Consider the following 21,805-nt stretch of genomic DNA (forward strand, 5'->3'; position numbering starts at 1 on the left):
CTTTGCCTTATCCATGCTCCCACCCCGGTTGCAATGGAATTGCGGAAACCGCGTAGTGTCACTTAGAAATGCGTAAGTGGCACCATTGAAATAAATCTGTAGAACAATGGCACCCGGTAAACCCATAGATTCTTGAAGGATGTGTGAATTCAACCGATGGGAAACGATGGCGTCAAACGTCTAGTGATCGTTGAGTCGGCGACGAAGGCGAAGAAGATCGCACCGATCCTGGGAGCGAATTACATCGTCGAGGCTTCCGTCGGGCACATTCGCGACCTTCCTCGGGGCGCCGCAGACGTTCCGGCGAAGTATAAGAAGGAACCATGGGCACGGCTGGGCGTCAACGTCGATAAGGACTTCGAGGCGCTCTACGTTGTTAGCCCGGACAAGAAAAAGAAGGTCGCTGACCTCAAGGCAAAGCTCAAGCAGGTAGACGAGCTCTACCTCGCGACAGACCCCGACCGTGAGGGTGAGGCAATTGCCTGGCACCTGCTGGAGGTTCTGAAGCCAAAGGTGCCGGTGCGCCGCATGGTCTTCCACGAGATCACGAAGAATGCCATCCTGGAGGCAGCGCAGAACACCCGCGAACTCGACTACGACCTGGTGGATGCTCAGGAATCCCGCCGTGTACTGGATCGCCTCTATGGATATGAGGTCTCGCCGGTGCTGTGGAAGAAGGTCATGCCGCGCCTGTCGGCGGGTCGCGTACAGTCCGTCGCCACTCGCGTGATCGTCGAGCGCGAGCGCGAGCGTATGAAGTTTGTCCCCGCCGAGTACTGGGACTTGAGCGCTACGTTCGGCCTGGTCGATGCTCTTTCTTCGTCTCTTGATGACGCCGCCCCGGATTCCTTCGAAGCACGGCTGACTGCGGTCGCGGGCAAGCGCGTGGCGCAAGGGCGTGACTTTAGCGATGACGGCAAGCTCAAGGCCAGCGCAAAGGATACTTTTGTACTGGATGGGGCGAAAGCAAAGTCCCTGGCTGAAGGTTTGCAGGGGCAGGAGTTCGCTGTGACTGCGGTGGAGGAAAAGCCCTACACTCGCCGCCCGTACCCGCCGTTTATGACGTCTACCTTGCAGCAGGAGGCGGGTCGTAAGCTCCGCTTTACCTCGGAGCGCACGATGCGCATTGCGCAGCGTCTGTACGAAAACGGTCATATCACCTATATGCGTACCGACTCGACGACCTTGTCGACTGCCGGTATTGAGGCCGCACGTAAGCAGGCGAAGGAGCTATACGGTGCGAAGTTTGTTGCCGATGGCCCGCGCCAGTACACCCGCAAGGTGAAGAACTCGCAGGAGGCTCACGAGGCGATTCGCCCGGCAGGCGAGACTTTCCAGACCCCTGGCCAGTTGAGCGGTCAGCTGGATGCCGAGGAGTTCAAGCTCTACGAGCTGATTTGGCAGCGCACTGTCGCCTCCCAGATGGCCGATGCAAAGGGCCAGTCGATGAAGGTCACCGTCGCAGGTGATGCGAAATCGGGTGAGAGCTGCGAATTCAGCGCCACGGGCCGTACCCTGACCTTCCCAGGCTTCCTCAAGGCCTACGTGGAGGTCAGCCGCACCGCCGATGGTCGTGATGTGGCCGACAATGCGGAAAAGCGTCTGCCGCAGTTGACCGAGGGCGATGAGCTGAACGCCCGGGACGTGGAAGCCGACGGGCACTCGACGAACCCGCCAGCCCGCTACACCGAGGCTTCACTGGTCAAGAAGATGGAAGAGATGGGCATTGGTCGCCCGTCGACTTACGCTTCCATCATCCGCACCATCCAGGATCGTGGCTACGTGCTGCCGCGCGGTAATGCGCTGGTGCCTTCATGGGTGGCGTTTGCCGTGGTGGGTCTTTTGGAACAGAGCTTCGGCGCGCTGGTGGACTATGATTTCACTTCCGCCATGGAAGACGAACTGGATGCCATCGCAGCGGGCGACGAGGATCGTGTGAACTGGCTTAAGGGCTTCTACTTTGGGGATAGCTCTCGCCCGGAGGCTCCGGGTGCCGTTGTCCCACGCCTGGGCGGCTTGAAGCACATTGTGGGCGACAATCTGGAGCAGATCGACGCCCGCCGGGTGAACTCCCTGCACATTTTCGACGACGAAAACGGTGTGCCGATTGTCGTTCGCGTGGGCCGCTATGGCCCCTACCTGGAGCGCATCAAGCCGCTGCCGGAGGACGCCCCTGAGGGCACGGAACCCGAGGTACAGCGCGCGAACCTGCCGGAATCCATGACCCCGGATGGTTTGACGCTGGAGGTTGCCGAGAAGCTCTTCGCCACTCCGCAGGGCGGCAGGGAACTGGGCGTCAACCCCGACAATGGGCGCACCATCGTTGCCCGAGAGGGACGCTATGGCCCTTATGTCACCGAGGTGCTGGGCGAGGACGAGGAAGCCCGCGTGGCCGAGGAGGCCGTGAAGACGTGGGAGGCTGAGCGCGACGAACAGGATCGCGCTCGCGAGGCCGAGGGCAAGAAGCCTCTGAGCCGCGAGACAAAGACTGCCCAGGCGCAGAAGGAAAAGCGCGTCAAGCAGATCGTCGAGGAGACGCTGAAGCCTAAGACCGCCAGCTTGTTCAGCGACATGGAGCCCTCCAGCGTGACACTGGAGGAAGCCCTGAAGCTTATGAGCCTGCCGCGCGAGGTGGGCGTGGATCCCAGCGACAACGAGCTGATCACCGCCCAAAACGGTCGCTATGGCCCGTATCTGAAGAAAGGCAATGATTCCCGCTCTCTGGCCAATGAGGAACAGATCTTTAACATCACCCTCGACGAAGCTCGCCGCATCTATGCCGAGCCGAAGCGCCGGGGTCGCGCTGCCGCGCAGCCGCCACTGAAGCAGCTGGGTGATAACGATGTTTCTGGCAAGCCCATGTCCGTCAAGGACGGCCGTTTCGGCGCCTATGTCACCGACGGAGTCACCAATGCATCGTTGCGCAAGGGCGATACCCCGGAGACTATTACTGACGCCCGCGCGAATGAGTTGCTCTCCGAACGCCGCGCCAAGCAGGCTGCAGAGGGCACGGCACCTGCAAAGTCGAGTCGGAAGGCCGCCAAGAAGTCGACCAAGAAGTCCACTAAGAAGGCCGCCAAGAAGTCGACCAAGAAAACCACCAAGAAGACGGCTAAGAAGCCGCCGACGCTGACGAAGCGCACGGTGAAAAAGTCCCACTAAAAACGGTCATACTTTTGGGTGGGAACTGATAAGTTCGGGAGCATGAATCAGCTCCCGAGCTTTAGCGTCGTTACCCTTGCCCCGAACCTTCCCGGCCCCGTCGCTGCAAAGCGTCTGCAGGAATTGGGTGGCACCGTCATCAAGGTCGAAGGCCCCGGCAAAGCCGCTGACCCCATGCGCCTGTACTGCGAGCCGTACTACCAACACTTGGTAGACGGGCAGGATGTGCGCCACATCGACCTCAAGACGGAATCTGGCCTACATGAGCTGCATGAGCTCCTGGAGGGGGCAGACCTACTGCTTACGAGTTCCCGACCGGCCTCGCTGGAACGCCTCGGATTGGGGTGGGAGGATCTGCACGCTCGTTTCCCTGTACTGTCGCAGGTGGCGATTGTCGGCCACTCCGGTGAGCACGTTGACGTAGCCGGGCACGACCTCACGTACGAGGCGCACGCCGGCACGCTCTCCTTCCACGGGGATAGCCCCGCCATGCCGGTAGTTCCCATCGCCGATCTGGCGGGTGCAGAGCGTGCAGTCTCCCAGGCTCTGGCCGCTCTGTGGCAGACTGCGGCCACCGGGCAGGGAAGCTACCACGAGGTGGCGCTGGCGGACATGGCTACTGAATTTGCCACTCCGGCCCGCTTCCGGCTCACCGGTCCCGACACACTGCTCGGTGGTCTGTTGCCGGGGTATGGACTCTACCAAGCTCAATGCGGTGGTTGGGTGGCGATTGCAGCGCTGGAACCGCACTTCTTTGCAGGCCTGATCGAAGCCTTGCATGTGGAAGGGCTGCTACCTACGCAGGCCACTGTCGCCCAGCTGCAGTCGGAGGGGATCACCGCAGAGCAGCTGGCGGCAGCGGTGGGGCAGAAGACGGCAGCGTGGTGGGACGGGATGGCGTCGGAAAGGAACCTCCCTATCGCATCCGTGCGGCGAGGTTAGCAGTGTCGCCTTGTGGCAGTGTCGCCATAGGGCACGCGCCTAGAACGTGGATCGATCGGCGAGAGTGGCGCGAATAGGACGGGCGATCTGGGTCATCTCACGGCGACCGCGCAGTTCCACGGACTTCATCATGGTCCAACGAGCCTGCTCAGCTTCATTGGCTGCGCGCAGGGTCGCTGCGCTGGTGAGAACCTGACCGGGGGTCTTCTTCGCCAGATCCGTCAGGCGGGCGGCCTGGTTCACAGCATCGCCGATGACGGTGTATTCAAAGCGATCCTTCGCGCCGATGTGACCCGCAACAACGGAGCCGGCGGCAACTCCAATCCCGGCGACGAACTCCAGCCCTTGCAGCTTGGCCTTCAATTCGCGGGCGGCAGCCAGAGCGTGTCCGGCCACATCGTCCAAAGGCAGAGGGGCGCCGAACACTGCCAGGGCCGCATCGCCTTCAAACTTGTTGATGATGCCCTTGTTCGCGTGCACAACCTCCACCACTCGGTCGAAGAACTCGTTGAGGGCTTTCACCACGTGCTCTGGTTCCTTCTCAGTGGCGAAGCCGGTGGAGCCAATCACATCGACGAAGAGCACTGCCACGTGCCGAGCCTCGCCACCCAGCTCCGGCTTTTCCTCCAGCGCCCGGCGTGCGACCTCAGTGCCGACGTAACGGCCAAAAAGATCCGATACGCGCTGGCGCTCTTGCAACCCGCGCATCATCTCGTTAAAGCCAGCTTGCAGCACTCCGATCTCGGAGGAATCGTAGATCCGCACGGTCGTATTCACCTCACCGCGGCGGACGCGGTTGATGGCGTACTGCAACTCACGGATCGGGTCGGCCACGGCCATGGAGAACAAGGTGGTGCCCATGAAACCGGTCAGCAGGGTGGTCAGCGCCAGCGCCAGCATCGCCGGGATGATGCCACGGGAGTTCTCAGGGTAGAAGTCGGTAGCTGCCGCGAACAGCAGCAGCACCATGCCCAGCACCGGCACGGCGGAGGTCAGCGCCCAGGTCGTCATCAGCCGGTGAGAAAGCGGGGACAGGCGCGAATGATCCGGGGCACCCTTGGCTAGAGCCTTCGCGGCGACGGGACGCACCAGGCGTTCGGCCTCCATATAAGTCATTAGGCTCACCATCATGCCGCCCAACGTGGCCGTCACAGCGACGGTGATGCCCCATTCCGTACTGTGCCGACAGGCCACGACAGTAAACAGCACCACACCTATTGCCCACAGCACGATGCCCGTGATGGTCTGCAACAGGGGGATGCGCAGCACCAGGTCGCGCACCATATTCGGATCATAGGCTTTTGGTGTGCGCTGCCACCTCAGCACGGGCGCGAAGAAGTACAAGGTCATTGCAATGCCAGCCAAGACGGCCACACCGAAATAGATGATGTACAGCGTGGCAATAGTGGTGTCCGGACTTGTTAGTTCGCGCGCGGCAGGCAGAGGGATGAGGAAACGCAGGAACGTGGCCACTGCAGTGGCGCCGATGACATTGGTGGCTAACACGGTTGCTGCGTACAGGGGCCAGGAGGTTCCCCAGGCCCAGGACAGGTAGCGCAGCAGTTGTTTCATGCCATTCAGACTATCGCACCGGCACCCCCGCCGGGTGCGTCTACCTATGCCCTACCTATGCCGAGGACACGCGGAGGGTGGTCGGGACGAATAGCTAGACTAAGTAACCATGATGGAAACCACGGCGCCAGCCACACCGGGGCACGCAGCGGGAGTCTTTGGGCGGATCACTGCGGAATCTGTCCGCCGTCCCCTGCAGCGGGCCGTGGAGGATCCGCAGGCGATGACTCACTCGTGGTTGTTCACCGGCCCTCCCGGCTCCGGGCGTTCCATCGCGGCGAAGGTTTTCGCCACGGCTCTGGTGTGCCCGCACGGCGGTTGTGGGCAATGCGATCAGTGCCGTAGCGCTGCTGCGGGAACCCACCCGGACATCCTGTGGGTGTCCACTACTGGTGTGGTTCTTTCGGTCGACGAGATCCGCGGGGCCATCCACGAAGCCGCGAACATGCCCACTGTTGCGCGCTGGCGTGTGGTGGTTGTGGAGGATGCTGACCGGCTCAATGACGCTGCCGCCAACGCTTTGCTCAAGTCGGTCGAGGAGCCCCCAGCCCGCACCGTCTTTCTGCTGTGCGCGCCGTCAACAGATCCATCGGATATTGCAATCACGCTGCGGTCGCGCTGCCGTCATGTTTATGTGCCTACTCCTTCTCCGGCGGCGGTGAAAGGGGTCTTGCTTAGTGACGCCACCCTCGGACTCAGCGAAAGCCAAGCCCAATGGGCCGCCGATGTGTCAGCCGGCCATATTGGTAGAGCTCGACACTTGGCCAGCGACGAGGCCGCCCGAAACAAACGCGCCACTGCTCTAAAACTGCCGAAGCTGGTGTACGAGCCCAATGCGCTGTACCGTTTCACGTCCGAGCTGGTAGCCAAGGCAGCTGAAGAGGCCGCCAGCGAGTTGGAGAAATTGGATCAGCGGGAACGCGAAGATTTGGAGAGCAGCCTTGGCGTAGGCGCGAAAGGTAAGGGTGCTGCAAAGGCCCAGCGGGGGGCGTCGGGAAGAATGAAAGAGCTAGAAAAAGAACAGAAGAACAGGCGCACAAGAAGGACCCGTGACTCGTTAGACCTGGCGCTGATCGACATCGCCGGGCTGTACCGCGACGCGATGCTTCAGGCCGCGGGTGCAGTGGACGACGAAGGTGTGCCGGTAGGTGGACACCAGCATCCAGACATGGCAGCGACGTCGAAGGAACTGGCGCGGCGCAACAGCGCGTCTGCGTTGGTGAGCTGCATCGATGCGGTGATGGAGTGCCGCGAGGTGCTGGGCTATAACGTGCGGCCAGAGGTGGCGCTGGATGCGATGGCGGGGCGCTTGCAGCAGTGCTGTGGGGTGGCTTAACGAAGGTTCCGAGCTGGCTACTAAGTGTGTTTTGGTGCTCAGGGTTTGCGTCGGCTAGGATAACGCTTCGTACTTAGTGTACGCGCCGCTTTAGCTCAGTCGGCAGAGCGTTTCACTCGTAATGAAAAGGTCGCGAGTTCGATTCTCGCAAGCGGCTCCATGTGATGTCCCACAGTATTCTTGACAGTTTGCTGTGGGGCATTTTGATTGCTAGCGACTGCTAACGTTTCGCCACCCATAAGCGTTTGGCTAAACAAAGCACTTCCAAGCTCGCGAGTTTGCGTCCAATCATTCATGGAGCCGCACCCGGGGCAAAGAAGGTTTTTGCACATCTTTACCCGAACTCCTTCAGAAAGGATTCTTCCCCAATGAAGATTCGCAAGTCGCTCATCGCCGGCGTTACCGCCGCAACCGTCACCGCGTGTCTCGCCGCACCTGCCCAGGCCGAAACCCACACCCCCACCACCCAAGTACAGGCTGCAGAAACTCCGAACACTAAGTCCCCGCTCGGCTCAGTGAACACCATCTGGGAAAACACCCCGGCTTGGCTGCGCCTCCCCCTCTTTGCACCGCTGGCACTCATCTGGGCCGTTATTTACAACCTAGTTGGCCTTCAGAACTCCACAGGGCCATCCGGCAGTCTTCCTCTCTAAGGCGACAGCGCGAACCCTAGTAGCTCAGTGGATACAGCATGCCTAACCGGCACCTCAGTTGTTCTTTGTTCTGGGGTGCCGGTTAGCCGTGCTGTTGGTGCATTCGCGGCGAGCTTTATTAGAGGGAGGAAGGCAGGGGCAGCTTCTCGAAGGGGCTCAACCCACGGATGGCGGAATTGGCGAAGCTGGCCACCACTAAGATCGTAAACATTACGGCCGCTGACAATAGCTGCACTCGGGACCCCGGATCCGTCAACATGAGGACGGCCAGGCTGGCGAGCACTGCGAGCGTGACGATGGTCAGAATAGGGAAAGCCCACATGCGAATTGGCAGCGTTCCACCGGCATGCCGCTCTAGTCGACGGCGCAGACGCAGCTCGGAGACGGCGATGAACGTCCACACGATCAACAATGAGGCACCTGCAGAGTTCAACATGAAGGTCAGCAGCCAGCCCGTGTCCAGGTAATTCAGCACCACCATCACGATGGAAAGCGCGACGGAAAGGATAATCGCGTTGACCGGTACGCCTCGGCGGTCAACGCGGGTGAAGATCTTTGGTGCCTCGTGGCGCTTAGCCAGGGAGAACATCATGCGGCTGGAAGCGTAAATCTGCGCATTGAAGGCTGACAAGAGCGCCAGAACGATGATGGCTTCCATAAAACCGACGACGCCCGGAATACCCGCCAGGTTCAGTACCCGGGTGAAGGGACTATCGGCCGCGCTTTCTGCCTGCCCCAGTGAAGAGTGGGGGAGCAGGAAGGTAATCACCAGTACCGACCCCAGGTAGAACAGCGAGATGCGGGTGATGGTGGAACGCACGGCGTTAATCAGCGACTGCTGCGGGTTTTCGGACTCCGCAGCGGCGATAGCAACCACCTCGATGCCGCCGAAGGCGAAGGCTACGGCCAGGATCGCCGTGGCTACGCCGCCTACGCCGTTGGGCATGAATCCATCGGCGGTGAAGACTTCCGTGCCGATGAATGTGTGTCCCGGTAGCAGGCCGAACATCAATAGGAAACCGATGACCAGGAATGCCACCAGTACGGCCACCTTGATGAACGCAAACCAGAACTCGAACTCGCCGAAGGCTCGGATCTGCAGCAGATTCACCACGCCGAAGAAAAGCACGCAGATAGCGGCGGGGATCCAGGCGTCAATACCGAACCACGCACCCATAAAGCTCGCCGCACCAGTAATTTCGGCGCCGAGTACCGCTACGGTGGCAAGCCAGTAAATCCATCCTTGCGTGAAGCCAGCCCAGCGTCCAATGCCGTGCTCGGCGTACTCGGAAAAGGAACCCGAGGCAGGGATGACGGTGCCCATCTCACCCAACATCTGCATCACGAGGATGGCGATAAGTCCCGCGACGATATAAGCCAGCAGCACGGCCGGCCCAGCCGCTTCGATCCCCACGCCGGTGCCCAGGAACAGCCCGGCGCCGATGGTGGAACCCAGGCCCATCATCGTGAGGTGACGAACCTTCAGACCATTGCCGAGCTTCGCATCGCCGGAACGGGAGTCCGGGTGCGAGCTGGCGCTATTTGGGGAGGTGGAGGGGGTGGAGGTCATTCTCTAAGAATACGATGTGGGGTTCGCGCTAGAGAATGCAGGTGCTTGAAAGCCCACCTACCCCTCCTGCCCCGCGGCGGGGTCGGACTCGTACTTCGGCACCATCGCGTCGTAGTCCTCCATCAGCTTCAGCTCTGTGATGTGGTCCGGGATGCCGAAAGCATCTACCAGCGTCTGCGACCACGGCCCCAGGGAATCCACCAGGTCGTTCAGAGCGGCACGTGCAGCCTTGGTGCGGGTACCTGTAAGCAGGTTCTGCTCGAGGTACCAGCTTGCGTTGTCCACGATGCAGCTGAGGAAGTACACGTCGCGAACCTGCTCCAGCACACGCTGGGCGTCCTCCGACTCCAGCTTGGACTCGGCCTCCACGAAGGCCTCGAAAACAATCCGGTCCACGTGAGCCCAACCGACGGCCAACAGGTGATCTTGTGCGCGATCCACGAGCTGGGCTGCTTCAACCACTTCCATCTTGCGGGCCGGGCGAAGGCGCCGGGCGAGCGAGCGCATTAGACGATCCTCTCGCTCGGTGAGCAGGTTGATTTGGTAGGCCGGGGCGAATAGCGAGGTCTCCTCGGAGTCGCTGAAGGTATCCACCAGGTTCTGGATCAGCGCATCTGCGGCGGTGCGGCGGCGCAGCAACGTGCCGAAGCTATCCAGCCCGAAGCGCACCATTTCCATCGGGTTCAGGCCGCCGAGTTCCTTGGCGAAGCCGGTCATCAGTTCCTTGGCGGCAAGTTGCATCATCACGACGTTGTCGCCCTCGAAGGTTGTGAACACATCCGAGTCGGCCTTCAACGTAGTTAGCAGGTTTTCCGCCATGTACCCGGCGCCTCCGCAAGCTTCGCGGACTTCCTGGATCGTGTCGGTGGCGTGGGCGGTGTTGGCGGCCTTCAGCGCTGCAGCGTGCGCCTCAACCTCGCGTTGGTCGGCCTGCTGTTCCTTGGTGTGCTGTGTGGGATCCAACCCGAGCTGATCCAGCTCGTGCACGCGCGCGATCAGCTTGTTCGTAGCGAACTGCAGGCCGTAGGCGCGCGCTACACGTGGGATGAGGCGCAGGCGGTGCCATCGGTGTTCGATCAATCGGTTTTCTGGAAGCGAATCGTCGGGAGCGAATTGACGCCGCAGGTTCGCGTACGTCACACCGATGTCTAGCGCGGTGCGGGCGGCCGCACCGGCGGCAGCTCCCACAGTCACGCGGCCGCGCACCAGGGCTCCGAGCATTGTGAAGAAGCGTCGGTTTGGGTTTTCGATAGGGGAGCTGTAGTTACCTTCTTCATCAACGTCGGCAAAGCGGTTCAGCAGCGCTTCGCGTGGCACGCGGTAGTTATCGAAGCTGATAGTGCCGTTGTCTACGCCTTTCAGCCCGCCCTTGTAGCCGTGGTCGCCGATGCGTACTCCGGCGATGGCAGAACCATCGTCCTCGCGGATGCGCACCAGGAGGCAGTGCACACCCTGGGAATCGGACGGGGATTCTTCCTGTCCTTCGGCATTGTCGTTGTTGGGAACGATGAGCTGCGCAAACACAGCAGCCCAGCGACCATCGCGTGCGGCGTTACCGATGTACCACTTTTCGGCAGAGGCAGTGGGGGAGTTGATGATGAACTCCCGCGTCGCCGGGTCATAGGTTGCCGTGGTCTCCAACTGCTGCACGTCGGAGCCGTGGCCGCGCTCTGTCATGGCAAAGCAGCCAAGCGCGTCGAGATTCATTAGCTGCGTCACCATCTCCTGGTGGCGTTCAGTGCCCAGGTTGCCCACGGCACCGCCAAATAGACCCCATTGCACGCCGGACTTCACCATCAGGGAAAGGTCTGCATGGCCCAGCATCTCAATTGAGGTCAGGCAGTGGCCCGTGTTTCCCGTGCCGCCTTGGTCTTTGCGGAAGGCATCCTTTGGCATTCCGGATTCGCGAACTTGCTGAAGTTGTTCGGTAGTGCGGGCGCGAGACTGTTCGAGGTCAAGATCCGCACGCGGGAGAATGTCGGGATTCGCCAACACCTGGCGGGTCGCTGCGCGCGCGGTGGGGAAGTCACCGTCGAGAACAAGCTTTAGCTCTTTTGCTATCGACGCCTGCTCTTCAGCGTTGGGAGCGCTGGCCAAAGTCTTGGGCGCCGACGTCGATCGGCGGAGTGCAAAGCCCGAATTGTCGGAAATTCCATCAACTTTCTTTGATGTGACCGAGTTATCAGTCGGGGTGGTGCTTTCGGTAGCGTTTTTGGACTGGTTTGGTGACATAGCCTCAAGGGTACGTAAAAATGTGATCTGCGACTCAAAAAATTAGCAATAAAATTATGCCTAAATTGGCTAGCTTGGAGACTTCGACTTCGATAGTGCGTTGGTAGTCCCCAATGAGGGTGGCTAGGCTCTTCCCTATGACCGAGGACACATTCGACGAAGCACAGCAGGAAGTGAAGCAACCCGCGCAAGGCCAATCCATGCAGCGTGAAGCTATGCGTAGCCACAAAGTCAACCCCTCCACTCGCGGAGCGGCAAGCCGTGCCCAGAAACGGTATTGGCTGCTCGTGGCCTGTGGCGTTCTGGCGGTGGCCTACGCCGGCAATGAGTTCACTCCAATGATGGTTTTCTACCGTGGGGAAAACGTATTCGGCTCGGTCTTCGTCGATGCTCTGTTGGCCTGCTACGCCGCAGGAATCGCAGCTGGTCTGCTGCTATGCGGTCCACTATCCGACCGCTACGGTCGTCGCATCGTCATGTTGCCCGCACCGGTCATTAGCCTGGTCGGCAGCGTCCTTATTGCAATGGGCGAAATGAATGAACCCCTGATCTTCACCGGTCGCGTGCTGAGTGGTTTTGCAGTCGGCATGGTGATGACCGCAGGCGGTGCCTGGATCAAGGAACTATCCACACCTTCGTTCGACCCGAGTGCCGGGGAGGGGGCAGGTGCTCGCCGAGCAACGATGTCCCTCACCTTCGGTTTCGCAGTGGGCGCCGCTGTGGCGGGCCTGCTTGCCGAGTGGGGTCCTGCGCCGGGACAAACGCCCTACATCATCAGCATCGTGCTGTGCGCCTTGTCCATGGTCGGCCTCTTGGGCGTTCCGGAAACCCGACAAAATGCCCACCTCAAGGTCAAGGGATCCTTCTGGTCGGATCTTAACGTGCCCTCCCTTCGCCACCCCCGCTTCCTCACCGCCGTTATTCCCATCGCCCCGTGGGTTTTCGGCTGTGCGGGCGTGGCCTACGCCATCATGCCGAGCTTGGCGCAGGATGAGGTCTCTTATCCCATCGCCTTTTCGGCAGGCATCACCGCAGTTGCATTGTTGTTCGGCTTTGGCATTCAGCAGGTGTCCAATAAGTACATCAACCCGAACAACTCGCAAGCTCAACAGCTCGGCCTGGTGCTGGTGATCATCGGCATGATTGTGGCAGCCTGGACCGCCCACGTGGGCTCGCTCATCGGCACTATTGTCGTCGGGCTTATCCTGGGTACCGGATACGGCGTGTGCCTGATTTCCGGACTGACGGAAGTCCAACGAATCGCCAGCGCTGATGATCTCGGTGGACTGACCGCTTTCTTCTACACAATCACCTATATCGGCTTCTTCTTCCCGATGATCCTGTCCCGTTTGAAGGATTGGTTCACTTACACCGAGATGCTGGGCTTTGGTGCGGTGGTTGCCCTTATCGGCCTTGTCGTGGTGACGCTGACCTCCAAGAAGTTCATTCCTGAACCACAGCAATCGGAAGCCTAGCTTTCGGTCCTCTTTTCCCCGCCCGCCAGCGCAAGCACACCCAGTTGCACCGCTGCACCGATGGCCGGGCCGGTCGCCAGCGCCCAAATGGCGCGCGTATCGGGGGAGTAGTCCATCAAAAGAACCACCGTTGACAAAGCAATAGCGATTAACCAGCCAGCGGTGTAGAGATTGTGACGATCCGCTGCCAGCGCAGCCGAGCCACTGATCATCAGGATGGCTGTCGCTCCGGAAACGAGGGTTAGCCATCCGAGGGTGGCAGGGGAGGAGATCACGGCGGCGTCAAAAAACAACCCCATTAGTGGCGCGGCTAGGAAGTAGGCCGCGATGCCACCAATAGCAGCGACGCCCCCCACCGCTGCAATGGGCAAAGTGGCGGCACGCAGCACCTGTTCGCGGTGCTTAGTGAAATGCACAATCAGCGCCGGCTGGAAGCGCTGGAGGGGGACCAGAATCGGCGCGCGGGTAAGGGTAATCGCGGTGATAGTTGCGGCGAGCGCGCCGGGGCCGACATCTGCCCCCGAGGTATAACGCAGCAACACGCTAAAGCCCGTAATCATCACGGCATTAGCTCCGGAGGCGATCATGGCCTTCACCGTGCGTGCGAGGAAAGGGCGAGCGGCGACATCCGCGCGGTCGCTCAGTGTGGCACGTGCTGAACGAGAACAGAACAGGATAAGCAGCCACGTGGCTGCGCCGATCACCGTGACAAACAAATAGGCCAGCAGCTGCCATCCCAGTAGCCAGGCAACCACGGCCAACGCTAGACGCACTCCGGAATCAATGGCCATCAACCAGGCGAAACTAGGCCAGGAATGGTTCGCAGACAGTAGGCCACACACTGTCGCTTGGAACGTATAACAGGCTAGGCCCACAGCCAATAAGACAAGACCCCATCCAGTTAATCCGGGGACGAGCTCGCCGATCCACAGCGGGCCGGTAATCAGTGCCAGCGCTCCAATTACGAGTGCGATGTAGCCTGTCAACGCGAACGGGCGGGGCGCTGGGCGGGGGTTTGTCTGCGCACGTCGGGTGGAGACCGCCCGTGCGGTCTCCTGCATAAGCCCATCCAGCACGCCCGTCATTGCAAAGAAGAGCGACCAATAGACCATGAAATCTTCGTATCCGGCGGTGGGAAGCCCCTTATTGGCAACCCAAATAACCAGATACCCGGCGATGGCCACGAAGACGGTGGCAAGCGAAATGGCGCGCATCGTTAACCTCGCGAAAGGTCGCTCTGCTAGTCCTGCAGCCTGTCGCTGAGCTCGCCGAGTTTCTGGCCTACCCGCTTCAGCGCATCTACTGCGCGCGCCGGGCCAGACGCATCGACCATCTCCGCAGCTGGCCCTGCGGGTAGTTCGCGCAACTGCGCATCGCTGAGCTCAAGACCCTCGCCGCCAGGGAACTCGGGCAGGTCTTGGTGACGCAACCAGCGATCGAAAAGCCTTTGTACCTCACTGCGGGCAATACCGTTTTCCTCCGCGATGGAGTGTGCCAGGTTTTCCAGGTCGCGAGTTTCCACCAGTCCCATGCGGTGTTGGGTCGTCCAACGTTGAACCATGTCGAAGAAGGCAGCGTCGCCCAGCAGCACCCGCAGGGCGTGGACGGTGAGTGCGCCGCGCTTGTAGACCCGGTCGTCGAACATATCGTCCGCACCGGGGTCGATCAGCAGAATGTCCTGCGGTTTTTCGGCCAGCGCCCGGTGATGAGCCCATGCGTGGTGAGCAGCGGGAATGCCCTGCGATTTTTCAAACCACAGCCATTCGGAGTAGCACGCGAACCCCTCGTTGAGCCAGATATCCCGCCATTCGACTAGTCCGACGGAGTTGCCAAACCACTGGTGGGATAGCTCGTGGGCGATCAATCGTTCCCAGGTGTGCTTGCCGTCGGCGTGGTTGCAGCCGAACATGCTCATGCCCTGAGCCTCGAGTGGAATTTCCATTTCCTCGTCAGTTACCACCACCGAGTATTCCGGGAAGGGATAGGGGCCGAAGAGATCCGAGTACACCTCGACCATCTCCGTCTGCTGGCCGAAGTCTTCCTGTACTAGCTCACGAACTCGCTTAGCGTGTTCGGTGCCCTGCGGAAGCCAGCCGAAAACCGGGACGTTCCTGCGGCCGAGTTTCGCGCTACGGAAATCCACACGTTGGTACGTGCCTACGTATACCGCGGCCAGATAGGTGGCCATGGGATAGCGTGTTTCGAACACCCGGGTTGTGTTGTTTCCCTTGTTGAATTCCTCTACCAGGGTGCCATGGGCAATGGCGGTGACATCCCGGTGTGCGGTGATTGCCACGCGGAACATTGCCTTCTCGTCCGGGGTGTCATCGCAGGGGAACCAGCTAGGAGCGCCATTGGGTTGGCCGGCCACGAGGGCACCGTTGTCGGTCTCCTCCCAGCCGACCTCACCCCATTTGGAGCGCAGAGGGCGCGGGTAACCACCGTATTTAATGGTTAGATCAAAGGATTGATCCTCTGCCAATTCCTCCACAAACGTGATCGTTAACTTGTTGCCGGTGTGGCGGAAACGGCGGATCTTCATCGTTCCATTCGCGGCGGCAGCGCCGTGGCCGGACACCTCAACTCGGTTGACAGCCAGATTATTAGCCAAATCCAACGTCATCGACTTCAGCGGCCGGTAGTTTTCAACCGATAGGCGAGCGACACCGTTGAGGTGGTTGGGCTCGACGTTGTAATTCAGTTGCAAGTCGTAGCTCAGCACGTGGAAACCGAGGTTGAAGTCCACACCCGAGTACGCATCCCGAGCTCCAGCGATAGGGGAACTGCGGAAAGGGCGGGGCTGCTGTTGCGTTTGAGTCATGTAAGGCACACTACTCTCTGCATAGGACAACCCCCGCCACGGAGGTAGTCTGTGGCGGGGGATGTGGTGTTCTAGCTGTTCAAGGGTTTGTGCTAGGCGTTTAGGAACCGGAGGTGGAACCTGCCCAGTAATCCTGCGGGGAAATCGGCTCGGTCGGCTTCAGCGGCGGACGCTTGACACCAGTGCCCAGGCCAGCAACCAGGTGGTCCCAGTAGCCGCGCAGGTCGTCCTGCCAGTAGCCCCACTGGTGCGTGCCCGCCGGACGGAAGTTGTAGGTCACCGGGATGTTCAGCGAATTGGTCTTGCGAGCCAGATCGCGGGTGCAGGCGTTGGTGGCGCCCTCGATGACGGAGCCTTCGAAGATCACCTGTGCAGCGGCGGAAGGTTGGCCGTTAACGCGCTTCGACCAGGGCATATCGTGCTCGCCCGGGAAGCCGGAGCTAGTGGAGACGTAGATGTTCTTTTGACCGCGCAGCTTCTCAGCGTTGATCAGAGCATCGTTGTTGCGAGCAACCTCACCGTTGATCGGGCCCCACATCTTCGTGAAGTCCGTACCGCCGCGGTTCAGCACCAGGTCGATAAACTTCGGAGTCAGACCCGTGGTGGTTGCAGCGCAACCGGAGAAGGATCCGACGGAGTCGTAGAAGCCCGGGTGGTGCTCGGCGAATAGCAGGGAGGTGGTGCCGGTCATGGACATACCAGCGATAGCGCGCTTGTCGTTAGCCTTCAGAGCCGGCTCGATAGCCTGCGGTAGCTCGCGGGTCAGGAAGGTCTCCCACTTCTGCGGGCCCTTGATGTAGGGAGTGTTCGGCTCGGTAATCCAGTCGGTGTAGTAGGAGTAAGCGCCGGACATGGGGATCACGATGTTTGCGCCAATGCCCGGGCTGACAGTGCCCTTAGCCGGATCGTCGTTTCCGCCGTAGTAGGTCACGATGTCGGTCTGGCGGATCCAGTTAGCGATACCCTCGCCACCGTCAGCGCCGTTCAGCATGTACAGGGTCGGCGCATTGTCGCGCTTCTTTACATCACGGGGCTGGATAACAACCAGCGGGACGTGGCGCTTCATGGAGGGAGAGTAAGCGGAGACTTCCTGCACATTGTCAAAGCCCTTGGCTCGCAGGGACGAGATGATTCCGCGCCATGCAGTAGCCTCTGAAGGCTGGTCTGGAGTGCTGGTGTTCATCTTCAGCTCTGCTGGGGCGATACCTGCCGCCTTCTGTGCTGCAGTAACGGTAGCGGCCTGGGTGGCCGGAGCAGTGACTGCAACCGTGGCGAAAGGTGCGATTGCGGCCGTGACGGCAGCAAGGGTGCGGGCGATGCTTCGCTTCATTTAGTTGATCCTTCTGTGGAGCCACGCCCGGGGAAACGTCAGAAACTCAAGATCCGATGCGTGGATGATCAGTTGAAAGATTGAGAGATTCGTAGGCAGTTGCTAGAAACCTCTCAGGTCATAGGGGACTTTACCTAACCTTAGTGAGCAATGGGAACCCGAGGAGCTAATTAGTTTTTATGGGGAGCCCGAAAACGGGGGTGTTACTCATATGGCTAGCGAGGCGGGAGTTAAGTCTTGAGTCGAGGTGTGTGCTATGGGAGGTGTGTGGGCGTCACATAAATAAAGAAGATTAAGTACCCTTGGATCTTGTGGCTAAAGAACATTTTGACGTAGTAGTACTCGGAGCAGGCCCTGGCGGATACGTGGCGGCGATTCGCGCCGCTCAGTTGGGTCTGAAGACCGCCGTTATCGAAAAGCAGTACTGGGGTGGCGTATGCCTCAACGTGGGCTGCATCCCCTCAAAGGCGCTGATCCGCAACGCTGAACTCGCGCACACCATCACCAAGGAAGCCAAGACCTACGGCATCACTGGCGATAACATCTCGATGGACTTCAAGGTGGCGCACCAGCGCTCCCGCAAGGTCTCGGGCAACATCGTCAAGGGTGTGCACTACCTGATGAAGAAGAACAAGATTCAGGAGATCCACGGCCGCGGCAACTTCGTCGACGATAAGACCATCGAAGTTTCCGATGGAGACGACGCCGGAAAGACCATTACTTTCGACAACTGCATCATCGCTACCGGCTCCGTTGTGAAGTCCCTGCCGGGCGTAGAGCTGGGCGGCAACATCGTCTCCTTCGAAGAGCAGATCCTGGACGAGAACAAGCCGGACTCCATGGTTGTCATCGGTGCCGGAGCTATCGGCATGGAGTTCGCCTACGTGCTGTCCAACTTCGGTGTGGACATCACCGTGGTCGAGTTCATGGACCGCGTCCTGCCGAACGAGGATAAGGACGTCTCCAAGGAGATCACCAAGCAGTACAAGAAGCTGGGCGTAACTCTGAAGACCGGGCACAAGACCACCGCCGTTCGCGACCTGGGCGAAGGCAAGGGTGTTGAGGTGGACATCGAATCCGCTGATGGCTCCAAGTCCGAGACCCTGAAGGCCGACCGCGTGATGGTTTCTATCGGCTTTGCACCGCGCGTGGAGGGTTACGGCCTGGAGAACACTGGCGTGAAGCTGACCGAGCGCGGTGCTATCGACATCGACGACGAAATGCGCACCAGCGTTCCGCACATCTACGCCATCGGTGACGTCACCGCCAAGCTGCAGCTGGCTCACGTCGCAGAGGCGCAGGGTGTGGTTGCGGCTGAGGTTATCGCCGGCGAAGAGACCGAGCTACTGGGCGACTACATGATGATGCCGCGCGCCACCTTCTGCTTCCCGCAGGTTGCTTCCTTCGGTTACACCGAGGAAGCTGCCAAGAAGCAGGCAGAGGAGGAAGGCCGTGAGGTGAAGGTCGCTACCTTCCCTTACACCGCAAACGGCAAGGCACAGGGCCTGGGCCACGGCGTGGGCTTCGTGAAGCTGGTGGCAGACGCTGAGTACGGCGAACTGCTAGGTGCTCACATGGTCGGCCCGGATGTCTCCGAGCTGCTGCCGGAGCTGACTCTGGCACAGCGCTTCGACCTGACGGCTGAGGAGATTTCCCGCAACGTTCACACGCACCCGACCCTGTCGGAGGCAATGAAGGAAGCCGCCCACGGCATCGCCGGCGGGCACATGATCAACCTCTAAGAAGGTTCGATCGGCCAGTATTTCCCTGGTTAGGTGCAGGTGGAGTAGGATTTCGGGCAAATCCTTCCCCTGCCACGATTGGTGCCCAGACTTGCCAGAGAAGATTGGCTTGCTGGCAGACCGAGGACTGCCAGCGGTGCGCGTGCGCGCCATGCTCCAACAGCTCGCTAAGGCCTCGGAGAATCACGTCTCCGGGACCAAACCCATCCTCGAATTCCGCACCGGAACGCTGCCGATGGACGAGTTCGGCAACGTCCGCCTCGCCGACACTGCCCCCGGAATCCTACGCGACTACGGCTGGGATCGGCTGGTGTACGTCACCGACCTGCCGCTGACCACCCGCAGGCCGGTAATCAGCCAGACCGTCGAGCAGGGCAAGGCCACCATGTTGTGCCTGCCTGCCTTTGGCCTGCTGCGAGCCAAAGAAGGACTGTGGCAGGAGCTGTCGCGCCTGGTCTGCGGCAAGCACGCCGGAGCTGGCCAGCGCGAAAAGGGCGTAGACGAGATCGAGGGCGGCGACGCAGAGGCCGATACCACCCGCGTACTCGAAGGCCGTGGGCGCACCCTGCGCCTGCTGTTGGGAATGATCCGCGGCAACCGTCCCGGCCAGTTGCTCAAGGTGCTCTCCAGCTGCCTGGCCACGGGCGTGGCCACAGGCGGCTTCGGCATCTTCTATGGTTCTGTGTGGGAGATGTCCTACTTGATCAGCCCGTGGCGGCAGATCATGATCACCATCCTTTCCATTACCCTCCTGACCTTCTGGTTGATCTACAAAAACGGCCTGTGGAATGGGGGATATAGCCGTAAGGCGGAACCGTCCGTGTTGAGCGTCGGCGCCGATGCAACCTCCACACAGGCTTCCTCCGACAGTGTCGAGTGGTGGCGCGCCCGGATGGATAACCTGGCCACCATCGGCACGGTGCTGATCTCCGCTACCGGCGTCTATGCCCTGATCTACCTGACGATGCTGCTGGTCAGCGCCGCGGTTGTGCCGGTGCCCTTCTTTCAAAACAAGGTGAACTCCACTATCACGCCGCTGGATTATTTGACGCTGGCATGGTTTGCGGCGTCACTAGGCACCCTCGGCGGAGCACTCGGCTCGAGCTTTGATACTGACGAATCGGTGCGCGAGGCCACATATAACCGCCGCGAACTGCAGCGCAGGCAGATCGTCGGGCTTTTCGACGGCGACTAGCGCTGTAGGGGCACGAGCTAGTACGGCGACACGCTCGAACGGTGCGGGTCGATCTCCAACGAGCGGTGGATCGGTGGAAACGCGCGCTGCGGGCAGTTATCGCGCGGACACAGTCGGCAGCCGGAGCCGATCGGCACTGCCGCGGACGTATCTTTCAGATCCAACCCATCCGAATACACCGTGCGGTCGGCGTGCCGCAGCTCGCAGCCCAAACCGATGGCGAACATCTTTCCCGGTTGCCCCCAGGCCGCGCGGTGGTGGTTCACGGTGCGGGCGATCCACAGGTACGTCCGCCCGTCGGGCATCTGCGCGATCTGCCGCATGATCTTGCCGGGGTAGCTAAACGTCTCGTACACATTCCACAGCGGGCACGTGCCACCCGAGTTCGACAGGTGCAGGCCTGTCGCTGACTGTCGCTTGGACATGTTGCCCGCACGGTCCACGCGCACAAAAGTCCAGGGCACACCGCGCAGGCTGGGGCGCTGCAGGCTGGAAAGGCGGTGGCAGACGGTCTCGTAGCCCACGCCGTATTCACGCATGAGGAATTCGAGGTCGTAGCGCGATTCTTCGGCCGAGCTGTGGAACTGCCGGTAGGGCAGCAGAAGTGCGGCGGCATAATAGCTAGCTAAGCCACGGCGCGCCAGCGCGCGGGATTCTTCGGATTGGAAGTGCCCCAGCTCCACCAGCGAGTCGATCGTTGTGCCCGCTTCCAGGTAGGCCAACTCTGTAGCCAGTCGGAACGCAATCTGCCCGGGGCGCATCTTCGACGACACGTGGAGTGTCTTTTTCTGCGGGTCGAACTTGTGCTGCGTGTCGCCCAGGTCTCGCGAGTAAATCACCTGTACTTGGTGTACCTGTTGTAGGCGCTCGGCGATGATCTGTTCGGTGTGGTGTATCTGGTTCGCCCCGATGTTTATTTTGGACGCCAACTTTTCCGCTGCCACATCGAGAACATCGATGTAGTTCTGCCTGGCGTAGAAGAAGTCGCGGACTTCATCGTGTGGCATAGAGAACGCTTCCGGCCCGGAGGCCCGCCCGAAGAGTTCACCCTTGGGAGTGATGGAAAGGATAGCGGATCCCTGCACACGCTCCTCTGTGAGCAGCGAGAGGGTATCCGAGACATTGCGGTAGCGGGAGTGTAGATCCACGAAGGCACGCGCGAGATCTGGGTGGTTCTTTACAAGCGCGGCTAGTTCGGTGACATCCGCCGGGGTGGGGCTGATTTCCGGATCGAGGGTGACATCTTGGATTTCCGCAAGGAGGCGGGTGGAATCTTGATCTGCGAAGAAGGTTGGGTCGATGCCGAATGCAGCGGTGATGCGCTCCAACACGGCGGTGGTTAGCGGGCGTCCGTCGTGCTCGATCTGGTTTACGTAGCTGGCGGAGAGGTCCAGGATCTCGGCTAGGCGTGCCTGGGAGATTCCGCGTTCCTTGCGCAGTTGGCGGAGGCGGGAACCAACAAAGGGGCGCTCTGCGCCTGTCTCGGCGGTGGAGTTTCCGCCGCCTCTGTTTTGTGATCCTCGTGTTGGTTCAGTCCGTTTGGCCATGGTGTTCACCAGTATATTCCCCGCGGCCTGGTCTGGGTCTCAAGTAAGACGCCCAGGTGAGTATGCGAGTTAGATTGGAACAAGAAACCCCGGCCAGCACTTGAACTGGCCCCCGAAAGTTGGACTGGTTTAATTCTAGGCGGTTAGGGCTTCAAGGGTCTGATTCCGATATTGCATCGGGGTCAGGCCCTTGAGTCGTTGTTGGACGCGTTCGGTGTTGTACCACCC

The 21,805-nt window shown here is 60.5% G+C and carries 15 protein-coding genes and 1 tRNA gene; 8 read left to right on the plus strand and 8 right to left on the minus strand.

Features of this window, described 5'->3' with window-relative positions:
- Positions 1-156 precede the first annotated feature (156 nt).
- The gene (gene topA / locus AC05K6_RS09540) at positions 157-3,162 is read left to right on the plus strand and encodes a type I DNA topoisomerase (RefSeq protein ID WP_476728412.1); all 3,006 of its coding nucleotides are present in this window, start codon (positions 157-159) and stop codon (positions 3,160-3,162) included.
- Positions 3,163-3,204: 42 nt separating this feature from the next.
- Positions 3,205-4,104 carry a CoA transferase gene (locus AC05K6_RS09545; protein WP_293790856.1) on the plus strand — a complete coding sequence of 300 codons (900 nt, stop codon included), beginning with the start codon at positions 3,205-3,207 and terminating at the stop codon, positions 4,102-4,104.
- A gap of 39 nt (positions 4,105-4,143) precedes the next feature.
- On the opposite strand, the gene AC05K6_RS09550 is transcribed toward AC05K6_RS09545, so the two are convergent.
- Positions 4,144-5,676, minus strand: a complete 1,533-nt coding sequence (locus AC05K6_RS09550; protein ID WP_476728413.1) for an adenylate/guanylate cyclase domain-containing protein — start codon at positions 5,674-5,676, stop codon at positions 4,144-4,146.
- 112 nt (positions 5,677-5,788) lie between these two features.
- Here AC05K6_RS09550 and AC05K6_RS09555 point away from each other — a divergent pair, with 112 nt between their 5' ends.
- The 3 genes from AC05K6_RS09555 (at position 5,789) to AC05K6_RS09565 (ending at position 7,665) form a co-directional block, all read left to right on the plus strand.
- Positions 5,789-7,012, plus strand: a complete 1,224-nt coding sequence (locus AC05K6_RS09555; RefSeq protein ID WP_434825203.1) for a DNA polymerase III subunit delta' — start codon at positions 5,789-5,791, stop codon at positions 7,010-7,012.
- An 84-nt stretch (positions 7,013-7,096) separates the two neighbouring features.
- Positions 7,097-7,172, plus strand: a tRNA-Thr gene (locus AC05K6_RS09560).
- A 208-nt stretch (positions 7,173-7,380) separates the two neighbouring features.
- Positions 7,381-7,665 (plus strand): hypothetical protein, encoded by a 285-nt coding sequence (locus AC05K6_RS09565; protein WP_293790853.1) that lies wholly within the window; start codon positions 7,381-7,383, stop codon positions 7,663-7,665.
- A 118-nt stretch (positions 7,666-7,783) separates the two neighbouring features.
- Here the strand turns inward: AC05K6_RS09565 and AC05K6_RS09570 are convergent, their stop codons facing one another.
- Complete coding sequence (locus AC05K6_RS09570) at positions 7,784-9,130, minus strand: amino acid permease (RefSeq protein ID WP_366789292.1); 1,347 nt, start codon at positions 9,128-9,130, stop codon at positions 7,784-7,786.
- Positions 9,131-9,292: 162 nt separating this feature from the next.
- Positions 9,293-11,467: an acyl-CoA dehydrogenase family protein gene (locus AC05K6_RS09575; RefSeq protein WP_476728414.1), complete on the minus strand. Its 2,175-nt coding sequence runs from the start codon at positions 11,465-11,467 to the stop codon at positions 9,293-9,295.
- A 137-nt stretch (positions 11,468-11,604) separates the two neighbouring features.
- Here AC05K6_RS09575 and AC05K6_RS09580 point away from each other — a divergent pair, with 137 nt between their 5' ends.
- Entirely contained in the window at positions 11,605-12,942 is a 1,338-nt protein-coding gene (locus tag AC05K6_RS09580) for an MFS transporter (protein ID WP_448307781.1), read from the plus strand.
- On the opposite strand, the gene AC05K6_RS09585 is transcribed toward AC05K6_RS09580, so the two are convergent.
- The 3 genes from AC05K6_RS09585 to AC05K6_RS09595 all read right to left on the minus strand — a co-directional run bounded on the left by AC05K6_RS09585 (position 12,939) and on the right by AC05K6_RS09595 (position 17,093).
- Positions 12,939-14,156: a hypothetical protein gene (locus AC05K6_RS09585; protein ID WP_476728415.1), complete on the minus strand. Its 1,218-nt coding sequence runs from the start codon at positions 14,154-14,156 to the stop codon at positions 12,939-12,941. The genes AC05K6_RS09580 and AC05K6_RS09585 overlap by 4 nt on opposite strands.
- A gap of 26 nt (positions 14,157-14,182) precedes the next feature.
- Entirely contained in the window at positions 14,183-15,763 is a 1,581-nt protein-coding gene (locus AC05K6_RS09590) for a M1 family metallopeptidase (RefSeq protein WP_476728416.1), read from the minus strand.
- 100 nt (positions 15,764-15,863) lie between these two features.
- Positions 15,864-17,093 (minus strand): alpha/beta hydrolase, encoded by a 1,230-nt coding sequence (locus AC05K6_RS09595; protein WP_434825172.1) that lies wholly within the window; start codon positions 17,091-17,093, stop codon positions 15,864-15,866.
- 311 nt (positions 17,094-17,404) lie between these two features.
- Between AC05K6_RS09595 and lpdA the strand changes: the two genes are divergently transcribed.
- Both lpdA and AC05K6_RS09605 read left to right on the plus strand, forming a co-directional pair.
- A complete protein-coding gene (gene lpdA / locus AC05K6_RS09600; protein WP_434825171.1) occupies positions 17,405-18,835 on the plus strand; it encodes a dihydrolipoyl dehydrogenase in 1,431 nt (476 codons plus the stop codon).
- Between the two features lie 91 nt (positions 18,836-18,926).
- Positions 18,927-20,030: a hypothetical protein gene (locus AC05K6_RS09605; protein WP_434825170.1), complete on the plus strand. Its 1,104-nt coding sequence runs from the start codon at positions 18,927-18,929 to the stop codon at positions 20,028-20,030.
- 17 nt (positions 20,031-20,047) lie between these two features.
- Here AC05K6_RS09605 and ramB read toward each other — a convergent pair whose 3' ends face one another.
- Both ramB and AC05K6_RS09615 read right to left on the minus strand, forming a co-directional pair.
- Positions 20,048-21,577: an acetate metabolism transcriptional regulator RamB gene (gene ramB, locus AC05K6_RS09610; protein WP_293790844.1), complete on the minus strand. Its 1,530-nt coding sequence runs from the start codon at positions 21,575-21,577 to the stop codon at positions 20,048-20,050.
- Positions 21,578-21,712: 135 nt separating this feature from the next.
- On the minus strand, positions 21,713-21,805 hold a 93-nt coding region (locus AC05K6_RS09615; protein WP_448303550.1), incomplete at its 5' end, for an IS3 family transposase.

It is taken from the genome of Corynebacterium sp. TUM25020 (genome assembly GCF_056388495.1).